General features: G+C 62.1%; 17 protein-coding genes. 12 read left to right on the top strand and 5 right to left on the bottom strand.

Features of this window, described 5'->3' with window-relative positions:
• Positions 1-125: 125 nt before the first annotated feature.
• The 6 genes from AAZQ98_RS01450 to AAZQ98_RS01425 all read left to right on the top strand — a co-directional run bounded on the left by AAZQ98_RS01450 (position 126) and on the right by AAZQ98_RS01425 (position 5,429).
• Entirely contained in the window at positions 126-1,247 is a 1,122-nt protein-coding gene (locus tag AAZQ98_RS01450; protein ID WP_434689271.1) for a type III polyketide synthase, read from the top strand.
• Complete coding sequence (locus AAZQ98_RS01445) at positions 1,232-1,960, top strand: methyltransferase domain-containing protein (protein WP_286134635.1); 729 nt, start codon at positions 1,232-1,234, stop codon at positions 1,958-1,960. The genes AAZQ98_RS01450 and AAZQ98_RS01445 overlap by 16 nt, the downstream gene beginning before the upstream one ends.
• The gene (locus AAZQ98_RS01440; protein ID WP_434689269.1) at positions 1,953-3,086 is read left to right on the top strand and encodes an FAD-dependent oxidoreductase; all 1,134 of its coding nucleotides are present in this window, start codon (positions 1,953-1,955) and stop codon (positions 3,084-3,086) included. The genes AAZQ98_RS01445 and AAZQ98_RS01440 overlap by 8 nt, the downstream gene beginning before the upstream one ends.
• A gap of 32 nt (positions 3,087-3,118) precedes the next feature.
• Complete coding sequence (locus tag AAZQ98_RS01435; protein ID WP_434689268.1) at positions 3,119-3,439, top strand: hypothetical protein; 321 nt, start codon at positions 3,119-3,121, stop codon at positions 3,437-3,439.
• Between the two features lie 198 nt (positions 3,440-3,637).
• Positions 3,638-4,849, top strand: a complete 1,212-nt coding sequence (rlmN, locus tag AAZQ98_RS01430) for a 23S rRNA (adenine(2503)-C(2))-methyltransferase RlmN (RefSeq protein ID WP_166650787.1) — start codon at positions 3,638-3,640, stop codon at positions 4,847-4,849.
• 94 nt (positions 4,850-4,943) lie between these two features.
• Positions 4,944-5,429, top strand: a complete 486-nt coding sequence (locus AAZQ98_RS01425) for a carboxymuconolactone decarboxylase family protein (RefSeq protein WP_365942754.1) — start codon at positions 4,944-4,946, stop codon at positions 5,427-5,429.
• A gap of 49 nt (positions 5,430-5,478) precedes the next feature.
• On the opposite strand, the gene AAZQ98_RS01420 is transcribed toward AAZQ98_RS01425, so the two are convergent.
• The 3 genes from AAZQ98_RS01420 to AAZQ98_RS01410 all read right to left on the bottom strand — a co-directional run bounded on the left by AAZQ98_RS01420 (position 5,479) and on the right by AAZQ98_RS01410 (position 6,879).
• On the bottom strand, positions 5,479-5,724 hold the full coding sequence (locus AAZQ98_RS01420) for a hypothetical protein (RefSeq protein WP_434689267.1): 246 nt from the start codon (positions 5,722-5,724) through the stop codon (positions 5,479-5,481).
• Between the two features lie 153 nt (positions 5,725-5,877).
• Positions 5,878-6,726, bottom strand: coding sequence for a fibronectin type III domain-containing protein (locus AAZQ98_RS01415; RefSeq protein WP_434690090.1), 849 nt, complete (start codon positions 6,724-6,726; stop codon positions 5,878-5,880).
• Between the two features lie 24 nt (positions 6,727-6,750).
• Positions 6,751-6,879 (bottom strand): hypothetical protein, encoded by a 129-nt coding sequence (locus AAZQ98_RS01410; RefSeq protein WP_286134044.1) that lies wholly within the window; start codon positions 6,877-6,879, stop codon positions 6,751-6,753.
• Between the two features lie 238 nt (positions 6,880-7,117).
• Between AAZQ98_RS01410 and AAZQ98_RS01405 the strand changes: the two genes are divergently transcribed.
• Positions 7,118-8,314: a pyridoxal phosphate-dependent aminotransferase gene (locus AAZQ98_RS01405; RefSeq protein WP_434689266.1), complete on the top strand. Its 1,197-nt coding sequence runs from the start codon at positions 7,118-7,120 to the stop codon at positions 8,312-8,314.
• Positions 8,315-8,418: 104 nt separating this feature from the next.
• Positions 8,419-8,775: a DUF2695 domain-containing protein gene (locus AAZQ98_RS01400; protein WP_105656164.1), complete on the top strand. Its 357-nt coding sequence runs from the start codon at positions 8,419-8,421 to the stop codon at positions 8,773-8,775.
• Between the two features lie 3 nt (positions 8,776-8,778).
• Here the strand turns inward: AAZQ98_RS01400 and AAZQ98_RS01395 are convergent, their stop codons facing one another.
• Entirely contained in the window at positions 8,779-9,453 is a 675-nt protein-coding gene (locus AAZQ98_RS01395) for a DedA family protein (protein WP_388023432.1), read from the bottom strand.
• A gap of 347 nt (positions 9,454-9,800) precedes the next feature.
• On the opposite strand from AAZQ98_RS01395, the gene AAZQ98_RS01390 reads away from it, so the two are divergent.
• The 4 genes from AAZQ98_RS01390 to AAZQ98_RS01375 are packed head-to-tail and all read left to right on the top strand — an operon-like array spanning position 9,801 to position 13,223.
• On the top strand, positions 9,801-10,718 hold the full coding sequence (locus AAZQ98_RS01390) for an ABC transporter ATP-binding protein (protein ID WP_105656166.1): 918 nt from the start codon (positions 9,801-9,803) through the stop codon (positions 10,716-10,718).
• Positions 10,718-11,470 carry an ABC transporter permease gene (locus AAZQ98_RS01385; RefSeq protein ID WP_286134633.1) on the top strand — a complete coding sequence of 251 codons (753 nt, stop codon included), beginning with the start codon at positions 10,718-10,720 and terminating at the stop codon, positions 11,468-11,470. The genes AAZQ98_RS01390 and AAZQ98_RS01385 overlap by 1 nt, the downstream gene beginning before the upstream one ends.
• Positions 11,467-12,621: a sensor histidine kinase gene (locus AAZQ98_RS01380; protein ID WP_388023429.1), complete on the top strand. Its 1,155-nt coding sequence runs from the start codon at positions 11,467-11,469 to the stop codon at positions 12,619-12,621. Before AAZQ98_RS01385 ends, AAZQ98_RS01380 begins: the two co-directional genes overlap by 4 nt.
• Positions 12,618-13,223 carry a response regulator transcription factor gene (locus AAZQ98_RS01375; RefSeq protein ID WP_105656169.1) on the top strand — a complete coding sequence of 202 codons (606 nt, stop codon included), beginning with the start codon at positions 12,618-12,620 and terminating at the stop codon, positions 13,221-13,223. Before AAZQ98_RS01380 ends, AAZQ98_RS01375 begins: the two co-directional genes overlap by 4 nt.
• On the opposite strand, the gene AAZQ98_RS01370 is transcribed toward AAZQ98_RS01375, so the two are convergent.
• The gene (locus AAZQ98_RS01370; RefSeq protein WP_208294262.1) at positions 13,220-13,720 is read right to left on the bottom strand and encodes a DUF456 domain-containing protein; all 501 of its coding nucleotides are present in this window, start codon (positions 13,718-13,720) and stop codon (positions 13,220-13,222) included. The two genes, AAZQ98_RS01375 and AAZQ98_RS01370, sit on opposite strands and share 4 nt — an antisense overlap.
• Positions 13,721-14,037 lie beyond the last annotated feature (317 nt).

Raw genomic sequence — 14,037 nt, 5'->3', positions numbered from 1 at the left:
ACAATAATCATATTCTTCGCAGGGGATAGATAATCCACGCGCACGGCGGAACAGAATACCCGGGCTATTGCTGGTAATTCGCCAAAGCTGTTTACCTTCCGCCGCATCGGTCCTAGGCTCGGGTCATGTCAGTGAAGATCCGCACGATTCAAACCGCAGTTCCCGCGACGACCCTGGCCCAGGAAGAGATCCGCGATGTCTTCGCCAGCCAGCCGAACCTGAGCCGGCTGGGTGAACGGCTCATCGCCACCTCGTTCAACTCCGCCGCGATCAGCACCAGGTACAGCTGCGTCGATGAATTCGACCTCTCCCTGCCCGAACCCGAAACTCCGCTGTTCTACGACCGGGTTGAAGGCCGGCTGCTCTCCCCGAGCACCGCCGAACGCAACGGCATCTACGCGAAGCAGGCCAGCATGCTGTTCACGAACGCCGCGAAAAAAGCACTGGATGCGTGCCCGGATCTTGCCGCGGAAGACATCACCCACGTCATTACCGTCTCCTGCACCGGGTTCTACAACCCGGGCCCGGACTACCAGATCGTACGGGCACTGGGGCTGGCACCAAGCACCGTGCGCCACCACCTTGGTTTCATGGGATGCTACGCGGCGTTCCCAGCCCTGCGCGCGGCCCGCGACTTCTGCCTGGCCGATCCGCAAGCCACCGTGCTGGTGGTCTGCGCCGAGCTGTGCACCTTGCATGTGCACAGCTCCAATGACCCGGACACCATCATGGGCTCGGCCATCTTCGCCGACGGGGCCGCTGCGGTGATCGTCTCGGCGCAGGGCAGCGGGCTGCTGGAAATGGACGGCTTCGAAACCGTGCTCACCCCGGTGGGCGAGGAGGCCATGGCCTGGAATATCGGCGATCACGGATTCGAGATGGTGCTGGGCACCTACGTTCCGCACATCATCGACGAGCACATCACCGGGGCGCTGCAGCCGCTCTTGGCCAAGGACGCCGACCCGGAACTCTCCGTGGACCGGATCCAGCATTGGGGTCTGCACCCCGGGGGCCGGGCCATCCTGGACCGGGTGCAAAACCGGCTGGGCCTGGATGACCAGCAGCTGGTGCCAGCCCGCGCGATCCTGGATCGCTACGGGAACATGTCCAGCGCCACGGTGCTATTCGTGCTCAAGGAAATCCTGGAAGCGGCCGCTGCGGACCAGGGCGAAAGGGTCTGCTCCATGGCATTCGGTCCGGGGCTGACCGTGGAATCCGGGCTGTTCACCATATGCCGGCAAGGATAATGCTCCGGCTGGCGCGGGCAGCGGAAGCCATCGAGGAAATGGACCGCCCGGATTGCGACCCGGTGCTGCTGCGCCGCACCTACGCCCAGTTCCCTCTGGTGAACCGGATAGTAGCCGGCTGGCGGGGCAATTACGTGCAGTGCATCCGCCCGTTGCTGGCGCGCCGGGTCCGGGCCAGGATACTGGACGTGGGCTGCGGGGGAGGAGACATTGCGGCGAATCTGGCGCGCTGGGCGCTCGCCGACGGGTTCGAGGTGGCAGTGTGCGGTATCGACCCGGATCCCCGGGCCATCTCCTACGCCCGGCAAGCGCTGCAACGCTGCAAGCTGCCGCGCGGGGTGCTGGAATTCCGGGAAACGACCAGCACCCGGCTAGCGGCCGACGGCGAGCAGTTCGACCTGGTGCTCTCCAACCACCTGCTGCACCATCTGGGTACGGACCAGCTGCGCCAGTTGCAGGACGAGACCGAGCAATTGTGCACCGGGATCGGGTTGCACAGCGATATCCGGCGTTCCCCGGTGGCGCTGGGCCTGTTCGGGCTGGCGACCCTGCCGCTGGCAGGCAGTTCGCTGATCCGGCGCGATGGCCTGACCTCCATTCGGCGCAGCTTCGTGCCGGGGGAACTGGGGCCATTGCTCCGCCCTGGTTGGGAGGTGCGCACGCAGCGGCCCTACCGCAACCTGCTGCTCTGGGAAGCTGGCGGCCATGGATGACGCCGCGATCATCGGCGCCGGGCCGGTGGGCCTGGCGCTGGCCATAGAGCTCGCCCAAAGCGGGCATGCCGTTCGGGTTTTCGAGCAGCGCGGCGCACCGGTAGCCCACTCGCGCGCCATCGGCCTGCATCCTCCAGCGCAAGAGGTCCTGGCGCGGCTCGGCGTGGGACCGGCGGTGCAGCGCGGCGGCGTGCAGATCCGCGGCGGACTGGGGATCTCGCGCGGGCGGAGTATCGCTTCGATGGATTTCTCCACTATTGGCGGCCAGTATCCCTATGTGCTGTCCTTGCCGCAGCAGGACACCGAGCAATTGCTGCGCGAGCGCTTGGAGCAGCTGGCACCGGGGTCATTGATGATGGAGTGCGCTTTCGAGCAGGTACTTGGGCAATCGGAGCAAGCCGTGGAATTTGCCGCTGGCGGCGTGGTTCACCGGGCCCTGTGGCTGGCCGGAGCCGACGGGGTCCGTTCCGCGGTCCGCAGGGATCTCGGCGTGGGCTTTGCCGGAAGGGACCATCGGGACCGCTACCTGATGGGGGACTTCCCGGAGACCACTGGGCTGGCGCACACTGCCGCGCTTTTCCTGCATCAGCAGGGGATTGTCGAATCCTTCCCGCTGCCCGCTGCGCGGCGGCGCTGGGTGGTGCGCATCGAGCAAACGCAGGTCGATGATTCGCCGGGCATGCTGGCCGAGACCATCTTGGACCGCACCGGATACCTTCTTGACGCCGAGGCCTGCACGATGACCAGCAATTTCGGCACTGCCACCCGGATGGTGCCCTCGATGGTCCATGGGCGCGTGGTGCTGCTGGGCGATGCGGCCCACCAGATCAGCCCGATCGGTGGGCAGGGGCTGAGCTTGGGGCTGGCTGATGCGCAGGCGGTGGTGCAGCTCATTGCCGCCAGGGCACCCCTTGAAGCCTTGGACGACCTGCGGCTCGGGGCCGCCCGCAGTGCGGCCCGGCGTGCGCAGGCGAACATGCTGCTGGGCCGTGCACTGCCGCGCTGGGCCGTCCCTTTGCGGGATTCGGCGTTTTCCCGGCTGGCCTCCAGTGCCTGGCTGCATGAGAAGGTGGCGCGCGACTTCACGATGACCGGTCCCGGACAGCGTTCGGTTCCCGTCGCATGACGAAATGGCAACGTTTCGAAGACTGATTGCGAATGGAGCATCTATCCGGATGGCGCCCAACGGCGCAGGAAGTGCACATCGACATGCAGCTCGCCAACGGCTCGGTCAGCGGAGAAGTCAGGGCTTACCTGGGTGAAACCGACCACGGCGAGTCCATCTGGGGCGAGACCTTCCAGCTGGAGGCGGTCATGGCCGGCACCGGTGATGCGGTGGTCACCTACGAGCATCAGGATGGATTCCGGCACTGGAGCAAAGACCGACCGGCCTCTGCCACCAGCGGGCATCTGGGAGACATGGACCTTGCCGGTGCCGTGGGCAACCTCGGCCACCTGAAGGAATCCTTCAAGTACTGAACACCCGAATGCAGCAGTGCCGCGCCGCCGGTAGATTGGCGGTGCGGCACTGTTTTTGCGTGCCCAAACTCACCGCCAAATACTCGCGGATACATGAAACAATAGGTAGCAATGACTTCCATCGATTCCACCCCACTTTCCGCCGAAGAACGCAAGGCACTGCGCAATGAGCAGGCCGCGGCCCAGCGCGCCCAGCAGATGCGCATCTCCAAGTCCCGAGCCGAAGCCGAAGGCCGCGCCCAGGTCGTTCCAACCGCCGAAGGCTGGAAGCAGGAGATGGGTGCCGATGGTCGTCCAGAGCTGCAGTTCGCCACCAAGCGCCGTGTCTCCCAGCCGCCAACGCACCTGGCTGACCTGTCCCTGGCCGAGCGCCAGGCCAAGCTGAAGGAACTGGGACTGCCGGCCTTCCGCGCCAAGCAGCTCTCCGTGCACTACTTCCAGCACTACACCACCGACCCGGAGAAGATGAGCGATCTTCCCAAGGAGCGCCGTGCGGAACTGGCCGAGGCCATGTTCCCGAAGCTGCTCACCGAGGTCAAGCGCCTGGAAACCGATGATGGCAAGACCATCAAGTTCCTCTGGCGCCTGTTCGACGGCTCGCTGGTCGAGTCCGTGCTGATGCGCTATCCGGGCCGCATCACCCTGTGCATTTCCTCGCAGTGCGGCTGCGGCATGAACTGCCCGTTCTGCGCCACCGGCCAGGCGGGCTTGACCCGCAACATGTCCACCGCTGAAATCCTGGACCAGATCGTCCAGGCCAACCGCGTGATCGCCGAAGGCGGACTGGGCGGACGCCAGCACCCCGAGGAGCGCGTGGGCAACATCGTGTTCATGGGCATGGGCGAGCCGCTGGCCAACTACAAGCGCGTGATGAACGCCGTGCACCGCATGGTCGCCGATGCCCCTGAGGGCTTGGGCATGGCCGCCCGCGGCATCACCGTCTCCACCGTTGGCCTGGTTCCGGCGATCCGCAAGCTGACCGAGGAGAATGTCCAGGTCACCTTCGCGCTGTCGCTGCATGCGCCGGATGACGAGCTGCGCGACGAGCTGATCCCGGTCAACTCGCGCTGGAAGGTCGACGAGGCACTGGATGCCGCGTACGACTACTACGTGAAGACCGGTCGCCGAGTTTCCATTGAGTACGCGCTGATTAAGGACATGAACGATCACGAATGGCGTGCAGAAATGCTGGCCAAGAAGCTGAACGCGCGTGGCCGCGGCTGGGTGCACGTGAACCCGATTCCGCTGAACCCGGTGCCGGGCTCCATTTGGACCCGCAGCGAACCGGATATCACCTCCAAGTTCGTTCGCCGCCTCGATGAGCTCGGCGTGCCAACCACGCTGCGCGATACCCGAGGCAAGGAAATCGACGGCGCCTGCGGCCAGCTCGCAGCCGACGGCGACAAGTAGCATTTACCGTGGAGACCAGCTTTCGCTGGTCTCCACGGTGCGTTAACGACCCCTCCTCGTGCAGGAGGTCTACGACTGCATGTATGGTTCTGATATGGCCGTTTCAGACCCGCTTTTCCTTGATAAGACCAATCCAGAGCTATGGAACTCGATTGGCAGATTTTCCAAAGATGTCGCCAAGTCCTACCGCGCAGCCGGAATCAGCGACCGCACCGCCGAGCTGGTGAACCTGCGCGTCTCGCAGATCAATGGATGTGCCTACTGCCTGGACCTGCATGCCCGCAAGGCACTGGACGCAGGGGAGAGCCTGCAACGCATCAACCTGCTGAGCACATGGGATGAATGCGGCGGCCTGTTTAGCGAAGAAGAATGCGCAGCACTAGCCATCGCTGAAGCCGCTACCGACCTGCCCAAGCCAGAAGAGCGTATCGCCGCGGTGGCATCGGCCCGTCTGGTGCTCAGCGTGGAGCAAGTGGCAGCCATCCAATGGATTGCCGCCGCCATGAACGCCTTCAACCGGATTTCGATCCTTTCCCGTCACCCGGTCAAGGAACGCGAACTGGAAAAGACGGGCAAATAGCAAAAGGCCGCCGTTTGCCCGCGTAGGGGAAACGGCGGCCAATACCAACTCAGGCGTTGGCTTTGCGCACGGCTTCGGTGTAGCGGCGTTCGAATTCTTCGGCGCTGACCACTTCTCGTTCCACGCGGAAGGAAGACTCGTCAATCCCCAGAACCGCAGCGATCAGTGAGCGGGTGTAAAGGGCGATCTTGCGTGATTTCCGGGTGGACGTCACATGGTCCAATTCCGGAATCCAGATGTTCCACCAGCCGCCTTCCTTGCCGACTACTGCCTTGAAAACGCGTTGCTCACTCATCTGCTGCCTTACTCTCTACGATGCTCTGACCAGCGTCTTGCCGTCTGCTTCAATACTCCACTACGTGCAGCCGTGGCGACAAGTCGTCGCTGCCGTGGGCACTACTTCGCCAGCGGCACGCCATCCTTGCCTACCGCGAAGCTCACGACGTCGTCATAGGCGCGTCGCTCGGTCTTTTCCAACTGGTATTCCGAATCCTGCTGGGGGAAAATGTGAACCGGGGTCAAGGTCGGTTTCCGTGCCGTAGCCGCCGTTCAGCGCCGCATAGGTTTCCCAATTGCCCAAAGCTGGAAGCAGCGGAACGCTGGAGGCCAAGTCCGAATGCTCGCCGGCCACATGGCCGAAGAACTCATCCCACGCCGGCTGGTATCCCGAACCCTGGGTGAGATCGCCTGCCATCATGACCAGGTCCGGATCGGCAGCTTCGATGTGCTTGAGGTTCTCGTTGAATGCGGTGGACTGGTCCAGCGGGTAGCGCAGGGTCGGTTCGCCGTTGCGGGTGGTCATGCCGAACTGCTGGTCCCATTTGGACCCCGCGCCCGGACGCTGGATGGAATCTGCGGTGTAGACGTTGACCGGGGAGAGCTCCCACTCGCGGTGTTCGGTGCGTCCGCGTGGTTCGGTTTCAGAATCTGAGAACGCAATGATGCGCACGTTTTTCCACGCCCCGCCCTTGGGAGCTGTTTTGAAAGCCGCGCTGTGGGTTTCTCCTGATTGGGTCACGGTGTAGTTGTAGGACTTTCCGGGCAGCAGGCCCTGGAAGGTCACCGAGTGCTTGTAGTTCGAATTCGACTTCAACCACGAGCCCTGTTCCAAGCCCTCGATCTGCTGATCAAGTTCGGCCCGGGTGTATTCCATGAGATCCAGGTACTGTGGTGCGCTGCTCTGCTTCCCGGACTTTCCCAGTCCCGGTCCCGAGAGGCTTATCGTGCCCGGCTCATCGGTTTCGCTGATCCAGTTGATGGTCATCGACGTGGCAGCAGGAGCTTGGAGGTAGGGCAGTACGCGGAAACCCGGTTCTGGGGACTAGGCCGTTACCGCTGGAAGCGCGGAAGCAGCGGTTCCTGGCAGAGCAGCGGCGCTGGCTGCCGGCGCCAAGACCAACGGGATCAATACAGCGGCGGCAAGTGCGGCCGAGAGGGGCTTGTTGTTCATAGTGCGTTCTCCTGTGCGAGGTGTCGCCTGCAAAAGGCGGGTACCTTGAGGATGCCCGGGGCGCGTGCCCCAAGGGTGGATATGAGGCAAACGAAGGGTGAACTGGGTCGGTGAGCCTGCTCACCGGCTGTCTCGCGCACTAATACCAAGCTGGAGCCGATAGCCTTGAAGCAGATAGCTGAGAAGATCAAAGCGAGGGCGCTTCGGTTTTCCACGCCTGCGAAAAGAAGGACAAACAGTGCAAGCCTCCCAGCGTTCCAAGGTAGCTCCCTTTGAAGTGATGCAAATTGTTGATCAGGTCGCCACGATGCGGACCTCCGGCCACGACGTGATCTCGTTGTGCGTGGGAGAACCTGGCGGCGGTGCTCCAGCGGCCGTGAATGACCTGGCCGCGAAGCTGCATGCCGAGCATGCCGACTTCGGGTACACCTCAACTGCGGGACTGCTCGAAACCCGACAGGCCTTATCGAAGCACTACCTCGATACCTATGGCTTACAGATCCCCGCAAAGAACTTCGTGATGACCACAGGTTCCTCCGGTGCATTCCAGCTTTCGTTCTTGGCAGCCTTCGATGCTGGAGACGTGGTGGCGCTGGCCCGTCCCGGCTACCCGGCCTACGCCAATATTCTGGGTGCCCTGGGGCTGGAAGTTGTCGACCTGCCCACCGGTGCAGCGCAGCGTTACCAGCCCACCGTGCAGCTGCTTGAGGCGGCCAAGAAGGAGCATGGACGCCTCGATGGGCTGGTTGTTGCGTCGCCGAATAATCCCACCGGAACCATGTTCAGCGCAGGCGAGCTCTCGGACTTGGCCACCTGGTGCGAAGCAAATGATGTGCGGCTGATTAGCGATGAAATCTATCACGGCATTGAATTCGTCCCAGACCGCAAGGCACATACCTCGTGGGAGTTCTCCCGCTCGTCCATCGTTGTCTCCTCCTTCTCCAAATACTGGGGGATGACCGGCTGGCGCCTGGGCTGGATGATCGTGCCCGATGAGCTAGTGCCAACGGTGGACGCACTGGCTTCGAACCTCGCCTTGTGCGCTCCAGCGCCAGCACAGCGCGCGGTGGTAGCTGCCTTTGAACAGCGGAGCCTCGATGAAGCCAATGAGCGCGTGGACGAGTTCGCCCGCACCCGAGCCCACGTGTTGGAGCACTTCAGCAGCTTGGGCATCAGCGAGGCAGCTCCCGCCGATGGGGCTTTCTACCTCTACGGCCGGTTGGCCCCCGAAGTCTTGGAGCATTTCGGTTCTGCGGGCAAGTACTGCCAAGCGGTTTTGGAGCATGCGCATGTTGCGCTGACCCCTGGCGGCGACTTTGATCCGTTCGAAGTCCACCTGTTTATCCGCTTGTCCTTCGCGGCCGGATATGAGCGTGTGGCAGAAGCCCTGGAACGCGTTGCGGCTTTCCTACGGCAGAGCTTGGCAGGAAGCTAGTTTTCCACATTAGGTGAGCAATGCGCTGCGCGCGGCGCTTCAAAATGGACAGTGGATGGCAGTAACGCTTCGTTACTGCCATCCACTGTTTCAAGGAGCCACCAATGCCTGCAGTACTCGAACCTGTCGAACATGAATGCCTTGCGTGCTATTTGTATCGTGCGGTCTGCGCGCAAGGATGCGACGGGACCCATCTCTTCCTCTTGTCTTATCGCGATGCGAGCGCTCCGCGAGCTACCGCGATTGACCGGAAAATGCAGCTGCTGGGCGGATTCTGCGACTGCGAAGTGCTGGCCAATGCCATCCGCCCGATCACGCGTGAAGCGATTCAAGCCGTGGACAATGACGAAAATCTTGTCTGCAAAGGAGTACGCCGCGGCACAATCCAACCATGTGAACATTGGTTGATGCGCCGCGGCGTACAGTGGGGCGGCGGTCAGTTCCGCCGCCGAAGTGCTTGAAGATCAGTTTTCGGGGGTCTTGCTCTTCGGCTTGCGGGCCTTGAGCAGTTCAACACCAATAGGGATCACCGAGATGAGGACGATCAGGATGAAGATCAGGTCGATGTTCTCTTCGATCCAGGTGAATTGGCCCAGCCAATAACCCAGCAATGTGACGCCGATACCCCACAGGGCGGCACCGATCAGGTTGTAGAGGATGAAGGTCTTGTGGTTCATCCTCGCTACGCCAGCGATTACCGGGACGAAGGTGCGGACCACTGGAACGAAGCGTGCCAGGATCACCGCGCGGCCGCCGAACTTCTCGAAGAACTCGTGGGCCCGCTCAACGTTCTTCTGCGAGAAGAAGCGGGAATCCGGTTTCTTGAAGATGGCAGGTCCGGATTTCTTGCCAATGATGTAGCCGGTCTGGTCACCTGCGAAGGCGCAGACAAAGATCGCGGCGGCGAAGAGCCACAACGGAATTTGGATGGTGCCGGTGGCAATGAGCATGCCAACGGTGAAGAGCATCGAGTCGCCTGGCAGGAAGAAGCCCACCAGCAAGCCGGTCTCGGCGAAGACAATGGCGCAAACCAGCAGCAAGACCCATGGGCCAAGCGCGGGGTTGTTCAGGAAGACGACTGGGTTCAACCAGTCGGGCAGGAAAGCCGCGCCCATGGTTGGAGCCGCATAATCGGTCACAAGGGAAAGAAACGAAGAATGATCTAGCACAGCAAAAATCCTACGTGAGTACGCTGTGAGTTTCCCAGAGTGCCATCCGTAATCTCTGATGGGGGACAACCCGGCCACAAGGGCGAAAATCTCCAAGTTGTTCGTTGACCCGTAGTGATCATGGCTTTTCACGGGGCCAGCAACGAGAGCCGAGGGAGCATTGGGAAGCGGCAAGTTGCCAAGCTCACAGCGGGATTCGACGTAAAAGTCGGCGAGGTTGCATCGAGCCACCTGGATTCGGTCCATGACAACGGTCATGGGCAACGCATGACTTTCTGCTCTTCTGCACACCCGGCAAAGGGGGAAGACTAAGAAGCATGGAAACGCTGATTAGAACGAATGCAGTTTCGCTCAGCGGCTTGAAGAAGACCTTCTCAACGCCGCGCAGCAAAGTTGAAGCAGTCAAGGGCATTGACCTGCAGATCCAGACCGGACAGATCGTGGCCTTCCTAGGACCCAACGGAGCTGGCAAGACGACAACCGTGGACATGATCCTGGGCCTGACCCAACCCACAGGAGGGTCGGTGGAAATCCTCGGCTTGGATCCGCGCCAAGCCATCTCCGCTGGAAGGGTCTCTGCCGTCTTGCAAACCGGTGGGTTGCTGCGCGATATGACCGTCAAGGAGACAGTGTCAGTCATCGCCCACATGCATGAGCAAGCAGATCGCATTGGGCCGGTCATGGAACGCACGGGGCTGGATAAAATCGCCAAGCGGCGCGTGGGCAAATGCTCTGGCGGCGAGCAGCAGCGCATCAAGTTCGCTTTGGCTCTGCTGCCCGACCCGGATGTACTGATCCTCGATGAGCCAACTGCCGGAATGGACGTGATGGCCCGCCGGGATTTCTGGGCCACGATGCGAGAAGAAGCTACCGAAGGGCGCACCGTCATTTTCGCCACGCACTATCTGGAAGAAGCCCAGAACTTCGCAGAACGCACCGTGCTGATGAGCCAAGGCCGCATTGTCGCCGACGGCGCCACCGAAGAGCTGCGCAAGCTCATCTCCGGACGCACCGTCAGCGCTTCCTTCCCCTCGGCGGAGCATGCCGAACGAGCCGGAGCTTTTGATAATTCGGTGCAGGTAGCCGAACGCAACGGATTGCGCTTCGCTTTCCACAGCGTCGATTCGGACCGCTTCGCGGCCGCCCTGCTCGCCGACTACCAGGGCTACGACCTGGAAATTTCCTCGCCGAGCCTGGAAGAGGCCTTCATCCAGCTGACCAAGGACGCATCATGATGAGCACCTACATCCGCGTGGAATTCGCACGGCACTTCCGCGATGGGTACAACCTGATCTTCGCCCTGCTGCTGCCCGCCGCCATGTACATCCTGTTCGGCAACATCCCCAGCTACACCGAGTTCGAGCTGGGCGCAGGCAACGTGAAGTTCTATCTGATGATTTCCATGGCAGCCTACGGGGCGGCGGTCAGCACTGTGGCAATCGCCGGGACCGTGGCCACCGAAACCATGCAGGGATGGGGCAGGCAAATAGCCTTGACCAAAATGCCGCCGGCCATGTTCGTCAGCAGCAAGATGATCGTCGCGGCCACCGTAGCCGGTGCCTCGGCAGCAGTAGTCTTCGCCCTGGGCGCCGCGACTGGAGCCGAAGTGCAAGAAGGCTGGATCTGGGGAGCGAGCTACCTGATCATCCTGCTCGGCGCCATGGTCTTCGCCTGCTACGGCATCGGGGTGGGCATGGTGTTCAAATCCGAATCGGCCCTGGGCCTGGCCTCAGGCCTGATGGTGTTCTTCGCCTTCTTCGGCAATGTCTTCATGCCCCTGGAAGGAGGCATGCTCGACGCGGCCCGCTTCACCCCGATGTACGGCTACGTAGCCCTGGCCCGCTACCCGTTGCTCAAGGACATGCCCGCCGGAGTAGAAATGGCCCCGGACGCGTTGTGGATCCCAACCGCTAACCTAGTGGCATGGGCACTCATCTTCGTTCTCTTCGCGGTACTCGCCACCAGGAAGGCCAAGGCACGCCAGTGAGCCGCAACCTGCCCAGCACCGCGCCAGCGGACGATCCGCTCTGCGAGATCGACGAGGACCAGAAATTCTGGGATCGCCGAGGTTGGCTGGTCGCCGGCGTCTGGGTGATTTTCCTGGTCTTCCCGGTGCTGGACCTGGTTATCGAAGACTACGCGCTGCCCACCCGGATCATCGGCTTGGCGCTGATCGCCCTCTTCGCCGCCGTTTACCTGCAGTCCTACGCCAGGTTCTCCCAGAAGATCGGGCAGGGCGGAACCAGCGCTCGCCGGGCGCATGCGAACTTCCTGGTCCTCTGCGCGATTATCGCCCTGGGCATTCCGGTCATCGGGTTGACCGCCATGGGGCTCTTCCCCTTCATCACCTCCTTCGCGATCTTCTTGCTGAACAGGAAATGGGCCATCGCGGCCTATGCCGCGGTGCTGGTGCTCAGTTTCGCGCTGCCCATCATCTTCGGGCAGTTCATGGACGCGATCTTCCTGATCGGCCTGAACCTCGTGCTGATGGTGGTGTACGCGATTACCGTGGCCGCTATTCGGCGCTCGGCCGCAGCAGAAAAGATCCGCAGCGACTACCTGCTGGTCGCCGAGCAGGAGCGCGTGGCCAGGGACGTGCATGATGGCATCGGGCATTCGCTGACCGCATTGAATTTGAAGGCGCAGCTGGCCCTGCGCCTGATGGACCAGGAACAGTACGCCCAGGCCCGCGGAGAACTGGAACAACTCAGCGCCCTGGCCGTGGACGCGCTGGACTCCGTGCGCACGACGGTGCAGGGGCTCAGCCGCCAGGACCTGGCCGGGGAGCTGGCCGAGCTGCAGCAGGCGTGCGACGACAACAACCTCGAATTCACGGTGGCAGGAACCGCCGAGCAAGTCCCGATGCAGCTGCGTTCGCATGTGGCATGGATCCTGCGCGAAGCGGTCACCAATGTGCTGCGCCACGCGCACGCCAGCACCATCGTGCTGCATCTGGAACCCGGAAAAGTCAGCGTCGATGACGACGGGGATGGCCTGCAAGCCAGCACGCCAGGCCACGGCATCCGGGGAATGCAGGAACGCGCCAAGCAATTCGGTGCCAGTTGTACAGTAGGGGCATCGCGGCTGGGCGGAACCAGCGTGCAAGTGGCCTTCGAGGCAGAGGGGAGTGCAGCGTGATCCGGATACTCATCGCCGATGACCAGCACCTGGTCCGGGGCGCGCTGGCAGCCTTGCTGAACCTCGAAGAAGACATCCACGTCGTTGCGCAATGCGCCGATGGTGACGAGGTCGCCGCCGCACTGGACGCGCACCCTGCCGACATCGCGTTGCTGGATGTGCAGATGCCACGGCACGACGGGCTGCGCACCGCAGCAGAACTCAAGGCCAGCCACGCCGAGGTGAAGGTGCTGATCCTGACCACCTTTGACCGTCCCGGATATTTCCGCCAGGCCTTCGAAGCCGGAGCGCACGGCTTCCTGGTCAAGGATTCTCCGCCGGCCGAGCTGATTGCCGCCATCCGCAGGGTCTATTGCGGGGACAAGGTAGTGGATCCGCAGCGTGCCATGCTCAGCGTGGAGAGTCGCAGCAACCCGCTGACCGGGCGTGAGCGCGAGATCCTTTCACTGGCCGCCTCCGGCTCGCCGGTATCGCAGATTGCCTCGGCGGTGCACCTGTCGGTGGGAACCGTGCGCAACCACCTGTCCAATGCGATCGGCAAAACCAGCACTGCCAACCGCATCGAGGCCGCGCGCTACGCCCGCGAGATGGGCTGGATCTAGCGCGTTACGAAGTGGGTAATCAGGCCGATAACCCAAATGGAGGAGGCCAGCAGCACGCAGCCGAATTCCACGACGATGCCCAGGCCCATGGCCTTCAACGCAGCCCAGGATGAGCCGAGCGCGCCGGAGACTTCGCGCCGGCGCACGCTTTCACCGGCGAATAGGCCCACTGCGAAACCGACGAACATGCCGATCACGGGAATGAGGAAAGCACCGGCGATGGCACCCACGACCGCAAAGAGAATGGAACCCTTGGGGATTTGATGTTCCTTGAGTTTCTTGCCGGTCAGGATCGCAGAGGCGGACCAGCCCAGCAGTGCGATCGCCATACCCAGGCCGGCCGCCCACCAGGAAGCGCCGGAACCCAGCAGCCAGCCCCAGCCCAAGAGCGTGCCGATCGTCAGCAACGAGCCGGGCAGCACCGGGAAGATGGTGCCCAATGCCGATACAACTAGCAGCAGCCCGGCGATGATCGTGTAAATAATTTGTGCATCCACATGCCCAGTTTCGCACACTGCATCCTTACATGAGGCGCACCGTCAAGCAGGACAAGAATTCAGGGATATTTGTTCCGAATGCCGAGCTGACGAACAAACAATTGATTAAATCCGGATAATTTCCCTTCTCTCATTGATTCCTTTTTACCTAGTCGGATATCGATTTAGATTGAAAACCGTCGCCCGTTGGCAATGGAAAAAGAAATCAAAAGCCGGAAGGCTCTTCACACCCTAAATTGTTAGCGCTAACATTGTGACCATCGACACATTTTTCTGGTGCCGGAGACCATTCACTCCACCATTATCCGGCGGGGACC

This window comes from Glutamicibacter sp. Je.9.36 (assembly GCF_051129975.1).
Classification (GTDB): Bacteria; Actinomycetota; Actinomycetes; order Actinomycetales; family Micrococcaceae; genus Glutamicibacter.
This window is presented reverse-complemented; position numbering and strand designations above follow the sequence as displayed.